Annotated in this window: 19 protein-coding genes, 2 pseudogenes and 1 riboswitch; of the genes and pseudogenes, 9 read left to right on the top strand and 12 right to left on the bottom strand. The window is 40.6% G+C overall.

Translation table 11 applies throughout. From position 1 onward, the window contains the following. Positions 1–35 precede the first annotated feature (35 nt). From ACIROD_RS09650 to ACIROD_RS09660, 3 genes are all read left to right on the top strand, one after another. Positions 36–554, top strand: a complete 519-nt coding sequence (locus tag ACIROD_RS09650; RefSeq protein WP_402939988.1) for a DUF2243 domain-containing protein — start codon at positions 36–38, stop codon at positions 552–554. Further along, entirely contained in the window at positions 544–1326 is a 783-nt protein-coding gene (locus ACIROD_RS09655) for a cytochrome c oxidase assembly protein (RefSeq protein ID WP_230178011.1), read from the top strand. The genes ACIROD_RS09650 and ACIROD_RS09655 overlap by 11 nt, the downstream gene beginning before the upstream one ends. A 112-nt stretch (positions 1327–1438) precedes the next feature. After that, positions 1439–1804 (top strand): carboxymuconolactone decarboxylase family protein, encoded by a 366-nt coding sequence (locus tag ACIROD_RS09660; protein ID WP_101223416.1) that lies wholly within the window; start codon positions 1439–1441, stop codon positions 1802–1804. Between the two features lie 57 nt (positions 1805–1861). Here the strand turns inward: ACIROD_RS09660 and ACIROD_RS09665 are convergent, their stop codons facing one another. Next, positions 1862–2500 (bottom strand): spore coat protein, encoded by a 639-nt coding sequence (locus ACIROD_RS09665; protein WP_101223417.1) that lies wholly within the window; start codon positions 2498–2500, stop codon positions 1862–1864. A 178-nt stretch (positions 2501–2678) separates the two neighbouring features. Here ACIROD_RS09665 and ACIROD_RS09670 point away from each other — a divergent pair, with 178 nt between their 5' ends. Together ACIROD_RS09670 and ACIROD_RS09675 are read left to right on the top strand one after the other, a co-directional pair. After that, positions 2679–2822, top strand: a complete 144-nt coding sequence (locus ACIROD_RS09670) for a hypothetical protein (RefSeq protein ID WP_260359199.1) — start codon at positions 2679–2681, stop codon at positions 2820–2822. Positions 2823–2924: 102 nt separating this feature from the next. Then, positions 2925–3433, top strand: a pseudogene (locus ACIROD_RS09675) (DUF3231 family protein). Positions 3434–3724: 291 nt separating this feature from the next. Here the strand turns inward: ACIROD_RS09675 and thiC are convergent. From thiC to ACIROD_RS09705, 6 genes are all read right to left on the bottom strand, one after another. Beyond that, the gene (gene thiC / locus ACIROD_RS09680) at positions 3725–5503 is read right to left on the bottom strand and encodes a phosphomethylpyrimidine synthase ThiC (protein WP_101223418.1); all 1779 of its coding nucleotides are present in this window, start codon (positions 5501–5503) and stop codon (positions 3725–3727) included. Positions 5504–5638: 135 nt separating this feature from the next. Next, a riboswitch (TPP riboswitch) is annotated at positions 5639–5753 on the bottom strand. 115 nt (positions 5754–5868) lie between these two features. Then, positions 5869–6657: an HAD family hydrolase gene (locus ACIROD_RS09685; RefSeq protein WP_402939993.1), complete on the bottom strand. Its 789-nt coding sequence runs from the start codon at positions 6655–6657 to the stop codon at positions 5869–5871. A 135-nt stretch (positions 6658–6792) separates the two neighbouring features. Beyond that, positions 6793–7326, bottom strand: a complete 534-nt coding sequence (locus ACIROD_RS09690) for a histidine phosphatase family protein (protein WP_101223420.1) — start codon at positions 7324–7326, stop codon at positions 6793–6795. Positions 7327–7552: 226 nt separating this feature from the next. Continuing rightward, a complete protein-coding gene (locus ACIROD_RS09695; RefSeq protein WP_101223421.1) occupies positions 7553–8005 on the bottom strand; it encodes a hypothetical protein in 453 nt (150 codons plus the stop codon). 341 nt (positions 8006–8346) lie between these two features. After that, entirely contained in the window at positions 8347–9486 is a 1140-nt protein-coding gene (locus tag ACIROD_RS09700; RefSeq protein WP_402939998.1) for a zinc-dependent alcohol dehydrogenase, read from the bottom strand. 153 nt (positions 9487–9639) lie between these two features. Next, the gene (locus ACIROD_RS09705) at positions 9640–10560 is read right to left on the bottom strand and encodes a glycerophosphodiester phosphodiesterase (protein WP_402940001.1); all 921 of its coding nucleotides are present in this window, start codon (positions 10558–10560) and stop codon (positions 9640–9642) included. Between the two features lie 453 nt (positions 10561–11013). On the opposite strand from ACIROD_RS09705, the gene ACIROD_RS09710 reads away from it, so the two are divergent. After that, positions 11014–12240, top strand: coding sequence for a sensor histidine kinase (locus ACIROD_RS09710; protein WP_101223424.1), 1227 nt, complete (start codon positions 11014–11016; stop codon positions 12238–12240). Between the two features lie 61 nt (positions 12241–12301). Here ACIROD_RS09710 and ACIROD_RS09715 read toward each other — a convergent pair whose 3' ends face one another. After that, entirely contained in the window at positions 12302–13135 is an 834-nt protein-coding gene (locus ACIROD_RS09715; RefSeq protein WP_402940004.1) for an ABC transporter permease, read from the bottom strand. A 23-nt stretch (positions 13136–13158) separates the two neighbouring features. Continuing rightward, positions 13159–13926: an ABC transporter ATP-binding protein gene (locus ACIROD_RS09720; protein ID WP_101223425.1), complete on the bottom strand. Its 768-nt coding sequence runs from the start codon at positions 13924–13926 to the stop codon at positions 13159–13161. A 383-nt stretch (positions 13927–14309) separates the two neighbouring features. On the opposite strand from ACIROD_RS09720, the gene ACIROD_RS09725 reads away from it, so the two are divergent. After that, on the top strand, positions 14310–15299 hold the full coding sequence (locus tag ACIROD_RS09725) for an ABC transporter substrate-binding protein (protein WP_402940008.1): 990 nt from the start codon (positions 14310–14312) through the stop codon (positions 15297–15299). Positions 15300–15329: 30 nt separating this feature from the next. Continuing rightward, entirely contained in the window at positions 15330–16223 is an 894-nt protein-coding gene (locus ACIROD_RS09730; protein WP_101223427.1) for a TauD/TfdA dioxygenase family protein, read from the top strand. A gap of 136 nt (positions 16224–16359) precedes the next feature. Here the strand turns inward: ACIROD_RS09730 and ACIROD_RS09735 are convergent, their stop codons facing one another. Continuing rightward, positions 16360–16947 (bottom strand): DUF6241 domain-containing protein, encoded by a 588-nt coding sequence (locus ACIROD_RS09735; RefSeq protein ID WP_402940010.1) that lies wholly within the window; start codon positions 16945–16947, stop codon positions 16360–16362. A 167-nt stretch (positions 16948–17114) separates the two neighbouring features. Here ACIROD_RS09735 and ACIROD_RS09740 point away from each other — a divergent pair. Next, positions 17115–17234, top strand: a pseudogene (locus ACIROD_RS09740) (alpha/beta hydrolase); the annotation flags it as partial. Positions 17235–17376: 142 nt separating this feature from the next. Here the strand turns inward: ACIROD_RS09740 and clpP are convergent. Together clpP and ACIROD_RS09750 are read right to left on the bottom strand one after the other, a co-directional pair. Beyond that, entirely contained in the window at positions 17377–17961 is a 585-nt protein-coding gene (gene clpP, locus ACIROD_RS09745) for an ATP-dependent Clp endopeptidase proteolytic subunit ClpP (protein WP_402940012.1), read from the bottom strand. Between the two features lie 30 nt (positions 17962–17991). Next, positions 17992–18699, bottom strand: coding sequence for a sigma-70 family RNA polymerase sigma factor (locus ACIROD_RS09750; protein WP_402940015.1), 708 nt, complete (start codon positions 18697–18699; stop codon positions 17992–17994). Positions 18700–18841 lie beyond the last annotated feature (142 nt).

Below are 18841 nucleotides of genomic sequence, written 5' to 3' on the forward strand. Positions count from 1 at the left end.
ACCATATATAGGAAATTTAAAAAGGAGGATGGAAAATGGATTTCAAGCCCCGAAATCAAAAAGATCAATCTATTTCACAATTACGTTATACTTATTCCGCTCGTAATCTATGGTCCGGTTTTCTATTCGGGATCGGATTGGTGGCATTCATCGATGAGTCCATCTTTCATCAACTATTGCATTGGCACCATTTCTATGACAAGTCCACATCCAATATTGGGCTTATCTCGGATGGTTTATTTCATGCCCTTAGCTGGTTCGCAACGGTCGGGTCGTTATTCATGTACGCTGACCTTCGCCGTCGAAAGGGATTATGGCTGAAAAGGTGGATAGGGGGAGTTTTGCTCGGGGCAGGTTCTTTCCAGCTATATGACGGGATCATCCAGCACAAGCTCATGCGTCTCCATCAAATCCGCTACGATGTCGATATTCTCCCATACGACTTGATTTGGAACATTGCAGCCACAATTATGATCTTGATCGGCATTATCCTTATCATTCAAACAAGGCGCAGCGTACTTAAAATGAAAGAAGATACCAGCAATGCACAGTAATGGACATATTCATGATAATGGGGCTGGTTTTGAACCGATTTTATTGATTCTTCTGGCGCTTGTGATAGTGATTTATATCGCAGCTGCCGTAATTTCAAACCGCCGCTATAAAAAATGGCCCTTATACCGTACGCTCTTTTGGATTCTTGGCACCATCTGTGCAGCCTCTGCAATTATAGGTCCCATAGCCAATCGCGCGAATATGGATTTCACGGCGCATATGGTTGGTCATTTACTGCTTGGAATGATTGCACCCATCCTACTCGTGTTTACCGCACCTATTACTCTTGCACTGCGAACACTTGATGTACAATCAGCAAGACGCCTTTCAAAGGTGTTGAAAAGTTGGCCGCTGCGCATTATAAGCAATCCAATCACTGCTTCTGTGCTTAATATTGGGGGGCTTTGGATTCTTTATACGACTGAGTTATATGGGTTGATGCATCAGAATGCCCTTCTACATGCATTAGTGCATTTTCACGTGTTCATGGCGGGCTATCTATTCACTGCGTCTATGATTTATATGGACCCGACGCCCCACAGGTTCAGCTTCATGTTTCGTGCTGTCGTATTTACAATTTCACTGGCCGGCCATGATATCCTTTCTAAGTATATTTTTGCCCATCCTCCAAGCGGAGTCACAAAGGAACAAGCGGAAAATGGAGGAATGTTAATGTACTATGCCGGCGATGCCATTGACGTTGCACTTATTTTCATCCTTTGCTATCAATGGTTCAAAGCCACCCGGCCTAAGGAATCACTTGCCTTGTAGGAAGGAAGGCTACTTATTACTTAGTTAAACTCCTATGTTTCTGTTTAATCGTCCAACATTTAGCTCATACTAATTTTTGATGAAAAAAATTTAGGATGGAGCTGAATGGAAAATGGAATTTGAAGCTAACAATTCTACTGAAAATGCTCTTCGTGATTATAAAGCTGGAATCGGTGCCTTTACGCATAAAATGCCTGTTCTCGCAGAGAAATTCAATTCGTTTACGGAAGAGTGCTTTAAAGAAGGTCAATTATCCCAGAAAGAAAAACAGCTTATCGCATTAGGAATAAGCTTATATTCACAAGATGAATACTGTATTATCTACCATACAAAAGGATGTCTTGATCAAGGCTGTTCCGAACAGGAAATTCTTGAAGCCATTGGTGTGACCGCAGCATTTGGCGGAGGAGCCGCCATGAGTCAGGCTGTAACACTCGTCCAGGAATGCATCCAAGATATAAATCAGATGAAACAGTAAGAAAGAAGGGATAGGACAAATAGTCCTATCCCTTCTTTCTGTTGTTGACAAATGCTTTTAATGACTCATGTTGTTGTTATTGTTATTTCCTTGTGCTGGTGCATATGAATTCAACATTTGCTGCATATCCTGCTGTGCAAGCTGCGGAACTTGATAGTAATGATGTTTGTTTTGATATATCGAAATCTCATATGCCATTTCAATGCAGTTCGGAACGGAATCTGCAAATACGCGGCGAACCACCGGATTCGTTATTTCAAGCGCTGCCATCGCTTTCATGGATGCAGCAGACTTAACAGCTCCAAGCATCAAACCTGAAATGCATTCATCCGTAATTTCCGATACGGATTGCAAAGGTTTCTTTGGCTGAGTTGGTGTCAATCCATATATAAAATCGTTACCTTGATTCATTTTGTAGCTCTCAGTCCGTTTAGAAGGATCCTGGCCCGATTGGAAGCACTCCAGTGAAATATTATATTCATCTTGGATGAACTGATATTGACGATCCAGAATATCAAGTAATTCCTGATCCTGAATATGCTGACGCAAAAGAGTATACGTGTTTAAAGTACCAATCGTTCCCGACAACACTTCATGTACATCGAATACTTCGTGACCACCGTGATTCATTTGTGGGGGAATGGCACCCGTTTGCATGTTCTGGTGTACTTGACCTTGTTGATATTGGTTTTGCATTGTATTTCCCTCCTCGTTTTATCAATGATGCGAACAAGTTTAGTATGTTAAACCCCAACTGGATTATTCAATCTAAACTCTTCCAAGAAGACCAATAAGCTGCTGCATCATGTTTTCTGTATAAAAAAAACGTGGCGTTTTAAACTATAGACACTTTATATGTATGGGAGGATTTCCAATGACACATCAATGCTTCTATTGTAGTGATGTTACGGAAGAAAAAAAAATCCATGTGGTAACGTTTCAAGTTTCTGACACGGATAGAAATGAAATGCTCTGTGATGAATGTTATCAAGAATGGCTACAAGGAATAAAAGGTTAAGCGTTAAAGCCCTCTAACATTTCACAAACATCAACAATGCATACTTGGATGAACTCAGGGTAACTTAAATCCGTTAAATAGTGAATTTCAAGGAGGATGGTTATGGGAATTTTAAGCGGTAATCCGAAAGAAGAGCCAATGCATTACGGAGAGGTATTTGGAACATGGGCATTTCTAACAACTACAAAAGGACTGATTGCCTGTCATCAAACTATGCTTAATCATGCTGGCTACAAGGGCCAGCATAAATTACTTGTTGAAGTGATCAATCAAGGGAAACAGGAACATGACCAACTTGAATCATTATTAAAAGAAAATAACGTAGGACTGCCTCCGTCACCACCTGAAACGCCTAAAGCTAATTTGGAGGATATTCCAGTCGGGGCACGTTTTCAAGATCCTGAAATCTCTGCTTCAGTATCAATCGATATTAATGCAGGATTAGTTGCTTGCAGCCAAATCATGGGTCAATGCATCAGAGAAGATATTGCACAGATGTTCGCACAATTCCATACGAATAAAGCTGCATTGGGTGCTGACTTCCTAAGATTGAATAAGGAAAGGACTGGCTTGTCCCTCCTCCTCTTCATATTAATAAAACAAGAATGTAAATATAATGAAATATCCCCTAATCATGTTGACATCGTGATTGGATGCCCAACATGATTAAGGGATTAATTCCGATAATGAAAGGACGATTAAGGAATCATTACCATTGCAGACTTTCGATTAAGTGGCACTTTGTGCATTGTTGACTATAATCAGTTTTTACAAATTCATGATTACACTTCTCGCGAAAAATGTTCAGCTCCCTTTTCAGCTGTTCCAATTGAGTTTCCAACTGTTTCATTTCAACTTTTATTTGGATTACCCGATTCATCGAATTCTCCCTCTCATCGGAATCATAAATAGATTTCCCCGTCCGTTTTCCTAAATTCATTCGCTTTTTCTTTAAGACCTTCATCGATTACCGACTCAAAGCCCAGACCCTTTTCCTTCGCCAAATCACGGATGTCTTGAGAAATCCTCATACTGCAGAATTTGGGTCCGCACATTGAACAGAAATGGGCTGTCTTGGCACCTTCAGCCGGTAGTGTTTCATCGTGATATTCAACTGCCCTTTCAGGATCGAGGGAAAGATTGAATTGATCTCTCCAACGGAATTCGAATCTAGCCTTCGAAAGGGCATCATCCCGTTTTCGTGCCTGGGGATGGCCTTTAGCAAGATCAGCTGCGTGGGCTGCAATTTTATAAGTAATGACCCCTACACGAACATCCTCTTTATTCGGAAGCCCCAAATGCTCTTTCGGTGTCACATAACAAAGCATGGCCGTTCCAAACCATCCAATCATGGCAGCACCAATCGCAGAAGTGATATGATCGTATCCAGGAGCTATATCCGTTGTCAATGGTCCCAGGGTATAGAATGGTGCTTCTTGACAGACTTCCAGCTGCTTATCCATATTTTCTTTAATCAAATGCATCGGTACGTGACCGGGTCCCTCCACCATGACTTGAACATCGTGCTTCCAAGCAATCTTCGTCAGTTCCCCAAGTGTTTCCAATTCAGCAAATTGAGCCTCATCGTTTGCATCTGCAATGGAGCCAGGACGGAGGCCGTCACCTAATGAGAAAGAGACATCATACGCCTTCATGATTTCACAAATCTCTTCAAAGTGAGTATAGAGAAAACTTTCTTGGTGGTGGGCCAAGCACCATTGTGCCATGATGGAGCCCCCCCGGGAAACGATTCCCGTAACTCGCTTTGCTGTCATGGGAATGTATCGCAAAAGCACTCCGGCGTGTATCGTGAAGTAATCCACACCTTGCTCAGCCTGCTCGATTAATGTATCCCGGAAAACTTCCCAATTTAAATCTTCCGCGACTCCATTCACTTTTTCCAATGCTTGATATATCGGAACCGTCCCAACTGGCACAGGAGAATTCCTGATAATCCATTCCCGGGTCGTGTGAATATTCTTACCGGTGGAAAGATCCATTATGTTGTCTGCACCCCAACGTGTAGCCCAAGTCATTTTCTCCACTTCTGCTTCAATCGATGAACTAACAGCGGAATTTCCAATATTCGCATTTATTTTCACATGAAAATTACGTCCAATGATCATGGGCTCACTTTCAGGATGGTTAATATTTGCCGGAATGATCGCCCTCCCGCTAGCTACCTCATCTCTTACAAAATCAGGGGCTACATTTTCCCTGATCGAGATGAATTCCATCTCAGGAGTTATGATACCTTTTCGGGCATAATGGAGCTGGGTTACGTTTTGCCCTTTCGCTGCACGCAATGGTTTTCTTTTCAATCCCGGAAAAATTTCTGCTTTCGTTTGTGACTCTTTTTTATACCCGTTATCTTCGGGCTTTATTTCACGCCCTTCATACTCTTCAACATCTTCCCTTTCCAGAACCCAGCTGCGTCTAATCGGGGCAAGACCTTTATGAATATCAATGGGATATTCTGAATCCGTATAAAAGCCGCTTGTGTCATATACTCGTAAAGGCGGATTCTCCTCTTCGCCGAAAGAACCTGTAGTCGGACTTAGCTTAATTTCACGCATGGGCACCCTAATATCGGGTCTAGATCCCTCAACATACACTTTTTTACTCCCGGCAAAACTGGACATAATTGAAACGTTCATGTCATTTACTGAATTACTCATCATGATTTCATTTCTCCTTTTTAAGTTCATTTAAAAAGGACAAAATCCAATCCATTTCGCACGAAAAAGCCAGATCTCATATTTAAGACCTGGCTAACGTTAGTATGGCTACAGAAATGACCAATTGAAATGTCATTGTTTAGTAGATTCTAACTTCCCCACGCTGGTATGAACCAGATCAGGTCCTGAGGGTTAAGAAGCTTAAGCGCTTCTCTCTCAGCCCAACTTTTATTGGACACCCCTAGTCTGAATAATTTAATTGATTACAGGGTAACTATATCTCACCCTTTTCATTCTGTAAATAATTTGAAAGACCTAATATTTTCATTACAACTATCAAAATTTATTATTTGAAGAAGAGCCGTTAATTAATTTCCAAGGCTCTCAAGGATAGGGTAAAGCTCCTCTAAATGCTTGATTTCATAGGTTGGAATCACTTCATTCCGTTCCTTATCATGGCGATTTATCCAAACCGACTTTATGCCTACCCGTGATGCTCCAAGGATATCCGTCATTAAATTATCGCCGACCATCAATACTTCATCCTTATCAAGCTCCATGATCCCCAAAGCATGCTCAAAAATGGAGGCATCCGGTTTACCTCTTCCAAATGCGCCTGAAATCACGATTTGGTCGAAATAAGGAACCAGTTCAGGCGTAATTTCAAGTTTGGTATTTTGCAGCTCAGGAGATCCGTTCGTAAGCAATAGCAACTTATACTTCCCTTTTAATTCATCCAGAACACGGAATGTTTCTTCATAGATAAATGGCTTTTTGCGTCTCTCCGCAGGGAAACGTTCTGCCAGTTCAAGTCCAAATTCCGGGTCATCGATCCCTAATGCCAATAACCCTCTCGTCCACGCTTCTTTCCGATAAGCCGGTGCAATCCCGGCCATCTTCCTGAATTCATCATGATCATCCTGAAAATTTCCCCATAGCCCCTCAAATGGGTTGATTCCGATCATTTGGGTGAATGCATATGTATCGTAAGAAGAATAAAGCTCACGCGCTTCCTTTCGCACAGCTTCTTCAAAATCCTCGACATTCAGATCATATTTCTCCTTGGCCACTTCACATGTGGCCACAAAAGCCTCTTTTACACTTTTCTGATCCCATAGTAATGTATCATCTAAATCAAAAAAAACTGCCTTCAGCAAAATGTCCACCCCTCTTTCCCTATTATTGAATTCGTAAAAATTACACTATTACAATAATAAACCACAACCAATAAAAAAAGAATAACTATTCGGAAAATGACTTACCTTTTCTAGTGGGAAACTCTTATCCACTTATCATCTTTCAAATACATACAGCTTTCCATTACTGGCAATCTTGAATTTGGGACCGGTGAACCCCCGTCGGATCAGCTCTTTCCTCATATATACCATGAGGGCGGCATGACTCACGATCAAAACATCTCTTTCCCCCTTTGCAAAGACTTCATCCAATACTTTATTGATCCTTCGCTCTGCGATCTTAATTTCCGCCCTTGTCTGCTTGTTTAACACCGAGCAGCAGCGAATCCAGATAGCCCAAAGGATGAATGGCAGCTTTACCCTTCCTTTAAGAGGCGGGGAAGGTATTTCCCGCAGCTCCTCCATCCGGTGAACCGGACCTGGATAGATATGTTCCGCTGTCTTGACAGCTCTCGACATATCACTGCAATAACACTCCTCCCATTCCTCCGCGCCAAATAAAGTCGTTCCATAAATAATATCCGCTGCATCATAGTCCTTAAACCATTGCTTCATATCATCCGCCGTCACTGATCTCCCAGTAGGAAATTCATGTGCCACCTTAAAATGCCGTACCAAACCAATTTTCATATCTTCTCCTTTTTATCTTTTAAAATATACGTTTCTTTTTCTTGTAAACAGCCCTTATCAATATATTACCCTATGTAAAACTATAAAAAAAAGTATGTTAAAACCATTAAAACCTTACTGAACTCTCCTTGACACTGTGTATATATTTAAAAGTTTTTAAAGATCCAGCGTTTAATTATGATAGCATCGAAAAAAGAGAAAGCATCTCGCCTTCTCCATTTATCGTTTAATCTATGAATTGTAGTTCTGTTATCGTACATCTTTTCCTGAATTTATATTTCCCGCTCAAATCACTGAATTGATAATCATTGAGAGATTTCCCCAGTTGTTCCCTAAGCTTCTCTACAGTGATGGATTCCTCAACTGTCTCTTTCCAATTTTCATTTCCGATCAACTCATCGAACGGAATGGTAGTCAGGACTTCATCATATATCTGGATGCTTTGATCGATGCCGAAGCTGCCATAGATACTGCCATTTTCATCAGCAAAGATATGATCCGATTCCAATTCCTCCACCAATACTTCCAGATATTCCTTTGACTTAACAGGCTTGATGGCAATCTCTGCTTCCGCCTTTACAGGTCCCAATCTCTTATCGACGATCTCTATCGTCAATTTAACATGAACAGGCGGATACCCAAACCCTTCACAAAGTTCTGTTGCCGAATTATATACCATCTGTACGTCCTCCTTTTGACACTATCATTATATAATAAAAATAGTACATTTCATTACCAAAAACCCTTATTCAAGTTCACTTGCATCTTATTTTTATAGCGACTCTTTTTCAATTCATACGCTCCTTCAACACTGAAGGGTCAATCGTCATATTTCGAGGATTTCCCTGATACGAAAGCCACGAATCCTGATTTTCTCAGTTCACGGGCATAATTATAAATTCATATTTCATACCTCATTTATACGTTTATCGATAATACACCATTAATTTTGATCGATTTATGAACTCAACTAAAAAGTCCAATGCCGCTCAGGACATTGGACTTTTTATAAGCTTCACATTATGGCTTTAGCACCACCTTAATACATTCATCCTCGTGATCGTTAAAGATTTGATAAGCCTCACTCGCTTTTTCTAGAGGGACTTTATGGGATATGATTTCCGTGGGGTCGAACTCTCCAGCCGTGATCTTATCAAAAAGCTTGGGCATGTAGTGAATGACCGGTGCTTGTCCCATTTTAAGATTAATGTTCCGCTCAAATAAATTGCCTAATGGGAACATATTATATTTGGATCCGTATACGCCAGTCAGTTGGATCGTGCCGAATTTACGTACGGCGTTAAGTGCAATCTCGATCGCACTTAACGTTCCACCCTGAAGTTTCAGCTTTTGCTCAATCGCTTCTATCGTTGATTTCTTGCCGTCCATTCCTACACAATCTATGACCACATCTGCCCCGCCAGAAGTGATTTCCTTAATGTAGCTGCCCATATCGTTATATTCATCGAAGTTATACGCCTCAACCTTATTCATCTGTTTAGCCTTATTGAGTCTATAAGGAAGATTGTCGATGGCAATGACCCTTTTTGCTCCTTTCATCCAAGCGAACTTCTGAGCCATCAACCCAATCGGCCCACAGCCCAATACCACTACCGTATCATCTTTCTTGACGCCAGCGTTCTCTACACTCCAATATGCGGTTGGCAGCACATCGGACATGAACAAAAGCGCTTCATCTTCAAGTTCACATGACTCTGGGATGACAAACGGCATGAAGTTTCCATATGGGACCCTTAAATATTCTGCCTGCCCGCCTGGATAGTTCCCATATCGTTTCGTAAAACCAAAGTACCCGCCTGTATCCACCGCTTCATTGGGGTTGGAATTATCACATTGACTCTCCATATCATGTTCACAGTAATAACAGTGCCCACAAGAAATGTTGAAAGGCAGGACAACCCTGTCCCCTTTTTTCACCTTTGTTACTTCCGGACCCACTTCTTCGACGATGCCCATCGGTTCATGGCCAATGACATAATCTTTATGCGTCGGCAAAGCACCCTGATATATATGGAGGTCGGACCCGCAAATAGCCGTTGAAGTCACTCGGACGATGATATCATCCTTTTGCTGAAGTTTCGGATCTTCAACTTGTTTTACCTGTATATCTTTTGCTCCTTGAAAAGTTACAGCCTTCATATTCAACCTCCTAAAATATTCTTTATACATTTGATATACCCGTCAAAAAAGGCTACTAAGCCTATGAACATCTAATTTCCCAAGAATCTCTTCATCATGCTGCACCAGGATGACAAAAAAAGCCCCGGAAACCGGGACTCACCTATGAAACCATTATTTAGGAACATTATTATTGTGCTTATACTCACTTAGTACCTCGTTGAATACATCGGGATAATTCGTAAACAGCCCCGTTGCACCCCATTCAAGAGCCTTTTTCATATCCGCTCTTTCATTTACTGTATATGGATGGAATTGGAGGTCATGGTCGCGAACCATCTTCACATATTGTCCGTCCACCTTATTGAAGTTCGGCCCAACGCCAATTGCATATTCCTTAATGGACTCCAATTCTTCATCGGAAATGGTTGCTGGGTTCTTATAAGAAAAAAGTTGCACAAGAGGTAACTTTGGATTCATGTCATGAACCTTCATAAGGCTTTCTTTACTGAACGATTGAATTAATACATTCTTGGTTCGGCCTTTTGAATCCACCATTTTATATTCTTCCAGAACCTGCAGAAGTTCTTCTTCCATTCCCGGATATACTTCAGGAGACTTTGTTTCGATATAGTAATTGGCCTGCTTTCCGAACTTCTTAAAGACTTCTTCAAGAGTGGGAACCGTTAACCCTTCATATACCTCTTTTGCCAATTGCGGATATTTTTCATTGAACCATGTACCGGCATCCAGTTTCTTGATTTCTGTCAGCGTTAAATCCTTCACCAGACCAGTACCATTCGTTGTACGATCCACCTTTTCATCATGCATTGCTATCAATCTACCATCCTTGGTCATTTGAAGATCGATTTCTATGTAGTCGCCTTTCATTTGTTCTCCCATTTGATAAGCTGGAATGGTATGTTCAGGTGCATAACCAGAAGCTCCCCGATGTGCAATATTCACGATTTTCTTCTCATAAATAGATGAATTGGTATGATTTCCATTTGCAGCTAGGGTCCCGATGGAAGTAGCCTGCAATATAAAAGCCGCACTCATCATACAAAAACTGAATTTCTTTATATTCGTTTTCATTTTCCCTCTCTCCCTCCTACTATTACCATCATTTTAGAAGGGGATTGTGAACTTACAGCAAATATAATGTAAAGAAATAATATATTATCTAAAATGGTTAAAATAACCTATCAAATACAAGGCATTCATGTAGTTTTTTCTACCTGATTAACCGTTTCATTGACACTTTAAGCCTTCCAGACCCATATTAAATCAAACTCAAAGCCGATAAATTCCAGATATTAGATCGGATATTCCAATGTTGACATACCAAGAGGACCTGTACAGAATTGCCCCTTAACTCCTTGCCCTGACCTTCAGGTACTGAATTCCACCCGACCCATGCCTGGAGTATGGTCTTTTCTAAAATATAGATACAAAGACTATCAATACAAAATCTATCTTTTTCTGATTTACAAAAAACTAGTATCATATTACTATTAAACAAACAGAATATTAATCCTAAGGGGAATTATGTTAAAAAATTATCAATATTATCAAAACAAACACCGATTTATACTGAAAGCATTCATGGCAATGATATCCTTTTTACTATTAGTTGGGATTTCTGTATCACCTATAAGTTGGAAAGATAATCCCTACGAGATGACATTACAGGTCATTTTAATATCGGGGATGATAATTTCTCTGTTATTTTTCTTAAAAACAGAAGTCAATTTTTATAAGACCCTATTCATTTTCTTAATTACTGTTTATTTATATAGCAAATTTTTGATATTTCCAGATACAGCAATCATGCTTTCTTTATTTGCTATAGCACCCTTGTTTCCCATTTTTCTCTTTGATAAAATCGGGTTTTATGTTGTGGCCACTTTAAATATCATATTAGGTCCCGCTTCCATCATGATCATTTCAAAAACGGATCTTCAATACACTTATGAATATGTCGCTTTGGATAGTTTCGGCAACACGCTTAATTTCATCGCCATTCAAATCATATTGGTATTCGTGTTCATAGGCACCAATAATAGGATGGAATCCACTAATGCATTCCACAAGGAAATACAGCAGGCCAAACAATTGAACTCAGTCGGACAGCTAGCTGCCACCATTGCACATGAGATACGTAATCCGATTACAGTCGTTAAAGGGTTTGCCCAGTTATTAGATCAAGAGAAGGAACTGAATGAAACGGAAAAATTTTATGTACAGACCATGCTTACGGAACTTGAATATACACAAGTGATAATCAATGACTATTTGTCTTTGGCAAAACCGCATACGGATAATGTACAGGTCATACCTTTAAATTATGAAATCCAAAAGATTTCCGATTTATTAACCAGTTTCGCCAATAATCGTAACATAGGCTTTCTCCTGGACTTCCGTGACGACCTGCACATTAACATGAATCCCATCGAACTTAAACAGATACTGGTCAATATCATGAAAAATGGAATTGAGTCAATGAACAAACCTGGATTCATCAAGGTGGAAACAGAGCAGGAACGCACTATGGCAAAAATACGAATAACGGATACAGGAATAGGTCTCTCAAAAGAACAGCTTGAAATTCTAGGTACCCCATTTTATTCACTTAAAGATAGGGGAACCGGTATCGGCCTGACCGTTTGTTATTCCATCGTTCAAAAATACAAAGGGAAAATCGTGGTACAGAGCGAAGTGAACAGAGGAACATCGTTCACCATTTATTTGCCCTTATATAAAAAAATAGATTAAATATATATCCCTAATAAGAAAAAGGATGACCACCCATCACCGGGCGGTCATCCTTTTTCAATTAGGCTTTAAAACTATCTTGCCATTTCAGCAAATGATTTTCTAAAAAGCGGACAAACGAGTCTGAGATTTTACCAGCGAGGGCAAAAATGATGATGCCTACGAATACGACGTCCGTTTGCATGAATGAACGGGCATCCTGGATCATGAAGCCCACCCCTCTATCCGCACCCAGCAATTCAGCCACGACCAGGCACATCCAAGCCGCACTTAAGGCTAAACGGATACCAAGTAATATGTTTGGCAAAGCTGCAGGAATCATGAGCTTCGTTATTTGTTCCCGTCGGCTAAACTCCAATATTAGGGCAACATCGTACAGTTTTTTATCCACATTCCGAAGTCCCAAAAAAGTTTGTAAATATAAAGGAAAAAAAGCACCTAAAGCGATAAGCAGCACTTTGGATAGTTCACCAAATCCGAACCACATAATAAATAAAGGGGTAATAGCAAGTAAAGGGACCGTTCGTAACATTTGAATGCTCGGGTTTAAATATTCCTCGGATTTTTTTTGCATGCCAACGATGACTCCAAACAATAATCCTAAAAAACCACCTAATGCAAAGCCTAGAATAGCCCGCGTTAAACTGATTTGTAAATGCATGCCCATTTCCCCCGACTGAACGAGATCAATGAGAGTCGTGACGATCAATAAAGGTGATGAGAATAATTGGGCAGGCAGGATGCCAACCGATCCTAATGTTTGCCATGCAATCAACACGACAACGGGAAGGACCGAACCCCGCAATGCCGATTTGGCGAGTTTGGATTGTTTTGTCGTTTCCCTAATGACAAGCGGCTTGTTTTGAGCAACGGTCTGTGTAGACATAATTTTCATCCTTCCTTTTTTCAAAAATTTAATTAAATGCTCCAGTCTTCCACTTCTACTGGATGATGATCAAGTTGGGTTAATATGACGGACCTGAATTCCTGAAACGCTTTGCTTGTTCGAGTTCTTGGATATGGCAAATCAATTGGAACGATAGCTTTAATCCGTCCAGGCTTTGCATCCATGACGACCACTTTCCTCGATAAAAAGATGGATTCATCTATATCATGGGTAACAAGCACCATCGTTGTCTTATTCCTCTCCCATATTTCTAGTAAAGCCTCTTGAAGATGCGTTCGCGTGAATGCATCCAACGCCCCGAATGGCTCATCCAGTAATAATACTTCCGGATTACGTAATAAAGCCCTGGCAATGGCAACACGCTGCGACATTCCACCGGATAATTGGCGTGGATACGCCGTTTCAAATCCTTTTAGTTTAACAAGTGAAATCAAATCATCCACCCTTTTTCGAATGTCCGGTTTCTTTAATGGAAGGTTACCTGCAATATTCTTCTCCACGTTTAGCCATGGAAATAAGCGATGCTCCTGAAAAATGAAACCACGGTCTTTTGAAGGGCCGCTAACCGGATGATCACCTGCCATGATTGCTCCGTCAAAGTCTGAATCAAGTCCTGCGATCAACTTTAATAATGTGCTTTTCCCGCAGCCGCTCGGACCAATGATGGTGACGAATTCACCATTGTTGACGGTCAGATTTAAATTATCCAAAACATGGACACTTTCATTCTCATTCTTAAATGTTTTGCTTACTTGATTAATTTCTAACGTCGCAACCAATACCCTCACCCTTTCTCAAATAAAAAAATAGAGATCCAGCAATAAGGCACATATTGTCCCTTTGCTGAATCTCTAGTTAACTAGTCGATTCAATATTTCATTTTATATTAACTTATCGATTATTTATAATCAACACCTAATACCAATTTATTTTATCGGATTAATAGTGAAAAGTAATTGACAGATAATTCTAACAGCTGTTAAGATGCATTCATACACAAATCCGCTTCACACAGGAGCCAATTAAATAAAGGTCATGTGAATCAACTGGACTACCGGAGATTCAATGAAGAGTAACCCCGGCATACTCTTCGTTGAATCTCTTTTTTGTCATTAATCTGACTATCCAGATGTGGTAAGTGTATTAGAGAAGGAGGGAATTCATGAAGGAATATCGTAACAAGTTAACCGCATTACTACTTGCCATCATTAGCATCGCTGTATTGGCAGGCTGTAATTCCGATGCCGGCAAAGCTTCCGGGAAAAGTGATCCACTGAAAGTTCATATTGCCTTAAATGGCAAGATGGGACCATTGGTCATTGCAAAGGAAAAGGGATTGTTCAACGAAGAGTTTTCTAAACTGGATGCCCAAATCGAGTGGAGTGAATTCTCGAGTGGTCCCCCGCTTTTGGAATCCCTTGCTTCCAATCGGGTTGACCTGTCTTTTTTAGGGGATGGTGCACTGATTGCCGGCATTGATAAGAATCTGCCATTCGAAGTGATTGCACAAACAGGACGGGGTGAGTCATCTGTCCGGATCCTGGCTCAAGCAGAAGGTAACATAAAGAAGATTGAAGACTTAAAAGGAAAAACGGTCGGTGTTGCCTCGGGGACAACGGGTCATGTGTATTTAATCAAGGCATTGAAAGCCCATGGCTTAACGACTGATGACATTAAACTGATCAATTTACAACCGGATGATGCTCAAGCAGCTTTTGAAACCAAACAATTGGACGCCTGGGCGATATGGAACCCTTATTACCTTAATAATATTGAAAAAGGGAATGCTGTCGCACTTAAAGTAAAAGGAAAAATATTAGCACCTGGAGCTATCATTGCACGTAAAGGCTTTGCCGAAGAGCATCCTGAAATTGTAGAGGCCTATTTAAAGGTTTATAAAAAAGCTGCCGACTGGCAAATTGAAAATCCAGATGAAGCATCTGAAATTTATTCTAAAGAAACTAAATTGCCTGTGGGTACGGTCAAGACAATAATAACGGCCGAAGAACCAAATATCTTCTTTACCGAAGATGCCATCAAAGCACAACAAGAATCCATCGATACTTTAGCTGGTGTGGGTTATATCAAGAAATCATTTGATTTTAAAAATCAGATCCACAATGAATACATTGATGAAGCCTTTAAAAAATAAAAAAACATACCTTACAGAAGGAGATTGATTATGACGGAAACTAAAACACAACAATTAAAAGTGGTACCGGTAGCAGGAAGGATTGGAGCGGAAATTCAAGGAGTCCAATTAAGCGGAGACTTGGACTTAGCTATTTTCAGTGAAATCAAACAAGCGTTAAATGATCATAAAGTCGTATTCTTCAAAGGTCAAAACCATTTGGACGATGCCAGCCAAGAAGCATTTGCCAAACTATTGGGTGAGCCTTATGCACATCCTACAGTACCGGTCAAAGACAATACTAACTATATTTTCGAACTTGATTCCGAACGGGGTGCTAAAGCAAACCATTGGCATACTGATGTCACTTTTGTTCCAGAAGTTCCTAAATACTCTGTTTTAAGAGGTGTAACCATCCCTGATGTTGGCGGCGATACAGTCTGGGCAAATACCAATAAAGCATATGAGGACCTGCCGGATGGATTGAAGAAATTAGCTGACGGACTATGGGCAATCCATACAAATGAATATGATTATGCACAATTCAAACCAGCCGAAAACATTGATGATGAGGTTAAAAAGAAATATCGTGATATATTCGAATCCACCATTTATAAAACAAGGCATCCAGTCGTTCACGTGCACGCAGAAACAGGAAAAAAGCATTTGTTATTAGGTGGCTTTGCTGGAAGAGTGGAAGGATATACAACAAGTGAATCTGAAAGATTATTAAGTATCTTCGATTCATACGTCACGCGCTTAGAAAATACCGTCCGTTGGCAATGGAGTGAAGGGGACGTGGTCATTTGGGATAACCTGGCCACGCAGCATTATGCTATTGCCGATTACGGGGAACAGCATCGCGTCGTTCGCAGGGTCACTGTAGGTAAAGACGTTCCCGTAAACAAGGAGAACGAGTCAAGCAAACTAATTATTAAAAAATAAACCCCTGTATCGATTGAAAGGTTCGAAAATACTCAAACCTCCTGAGGAACTGGCCTTAGTGCAGGAGGTTTGAGTATTTTCTTTTTGAACAGGTCTTTCCACTCGCCCTTTGGCATTTTCAGTACTTTCTATCCCCTCATTTAAAATTAACTTCAATGAATTCAACCTCTTCTGCCCGACTTAATGTTCCATGGGCTTTTCCAACGGTGCCTTCTTTGTCTTCCCAAAAGAAGTTATGGTCCTGAACGATCGTGCTAAAATCAAAGTCTCGCCACCGGGCAGCGATGGCCAGCAATCTATCTCTATGCTGAAAATCACTTGAATCCACTATTTTATAAACTTCTTCTATAATCTTAGGGGACATCGGTATAGCTCCCCATTTATCTTGCGAGCGAACCTTTTGATGAGTCATTTTATGCATGAAGTCCATGACTTCCATTTCGGTTGAGCCTTCATCAAGTCCTGTTTCAAATTCGATCCCATCATATATCGCAGTTTTGGCCTCAAGTTCCGCAGCTTTCGCTTTTGCTTCCCTTTGGGCTTCGATTTTTTCATCTTCTCTTTCTCTTTCAATTTGTTCTTTGGCTTCCCTGGCTTCAATTACCAGTTGAGCTTTTTCGTACTCATTGGAGTTCTCCATGATTTTAAAGGAAGCAGCCCCCACCCCGAATAATGCAACAGCAGAGATTCCACTAACAAGTAAAACCTTTTGCGTTTTCTTCATAAAACTTCCTCCAAGATTGATAATGTCAGATAATATTTATTTTAACATATTAAATGGATGTACTATCCAGAAAAGGTAGACATCCAACCTTCTCATCCCTTCAAGAAGAATTACAGTAGTTTCAGATATCGATAATTCCCCAAGGTACCATTCTATTTTTTCAAGAAGATTCATTCGTCACTTATTCCATGCTGGATGACATATTTAATGCAGCAAAAGTAGACAAAGAAAAATTGATAATACCGGGTGCCGGGCATTGTGAAGCTGAGGTAGTGGATCCGGAATAGTATTGGAACAAGGTATGGGGTTTGTGGATAAATATATGGATTAATGTAAGAGGGTAAAAAGAAACTGCCGATATGCAATCGGCAGTTTCCTTTCGTTTTCGTCCAGCAAATTTTTGGGCTTACTGATGGCGTTTTATCAGGATTAATTAGCCTGAACGATTATTTCATCGATTATACCGTAATCCTTCGCCTCATTTGCGCTTAAGAAATAATCACGATCTGTGTCCCTCGCCACCTTTTCGATAGGCTGGCCGGTCCTTTCCGAGATGATTTGATTGATATGATCCTTTAGCTTTAAAATCCTTCGGGCAGAAATTTCAATCTCCGTGGCTTGCCCCCTCGCCCCACCAAGCGGTTGATGAAGCATGATTTCACTATTTGGCAAAGCGCACCTTTTCCCTTTCGTACCCGCCAATAAAAGCATGGCACCGAATGATGCAGCCATCCCCGTACATACAGTCCGGACATCAGGCTTAATATATTGCATCGTATCATAAATGGCGAAACCGGCACTGGTCGATCCCCCTGGACTGTTTATGAAGATGGTAATTTCTTTATCAGGTGCATCCGCTGCCAAGAATAACAATTGGGCAACCACGCTATTGGCTAAATGATCGGTGATCTCTTCCCCAATCATGATGATACGGTCTTTTAGAAGTCTGGAATAAATATCGTACGAGCGCTCACCCTTGCTTGATTGCTCAATTACATATGGAATGGTGGTCATATCTCTTCTTCCTCCTAACAATATAATTGGCTATGCAGCCATTGAGAGTGTGTTTGAAGGAGTGAAGCTTGATTGAGAAAGAATCGGACGATTCATCAGTTTAGGAATCATCGATTCACTGTTCAGGGATTTGAAAGATGGGATGTTTCTAATGAGGATATCAGGATTTTGGGCTTTTAAAGCCTGTGTCATCAGGGACATGAGCCGCTGTTCCTCCTCATCCTGCCAATCTTCCACACAAGACAACATACGCTCATCAACGTCATTGTCAAAACGCTTTTTCACACGGTTCAAGATGGCTTTTACTGCTGTTTCCGTGGTGTTCAAATAATCTGAGATTTCTTTTGACCGATAGAGGAACCCTTCCTTTAATATGAACACTACAGCTTGTTTCGGGGTAAGGGATTTAATTATATATTCAACCGTTTCAAAAACATTTTCCCCTCCTGCCCCCTGCTGTTCGGTATCCAACAGATCGTCTAAGGATTCTTTTTTCCTTTTTCTAATCGTATCAATCCAGGAATGGCGGGCAATCGTCTTCAATAGAGCGGTTGTTATCTCCGTTTTCTTTCCATAGCCCTGCATTGCCCTCAATATCGTTTCCTGTGCCAAATCATCCCCATCCCAATTATTTTGGGTCAGGAATCGGCAAAACCGCAGCAATTCAGGATAGACTTCACGCAAAATCGCATCGTTATCATTTTCTTCAGAAATATCTTCCCTTAACTTATTTATCATTTTTTCTCACTCCTTCAACACCCTCTATCCTATAAACGTTTCAGAAAGAGAAAAAGATATGGGGGTGAAAAATTTTCCTTCATTCTTCTTTATATCCTATTCCATTTTTTCCATTGGATTTCCTTTCATACTAAAAACCTGT

This window comes from Peribacillus sp. NPDC101481 (genome assembly GCF_044767165.1).
In the GTDB taxonomy this organism is placed as follows: Bacteria; Bacillota; Bacilli; order Bacillales; family DSM-1321; genus Peribacillus.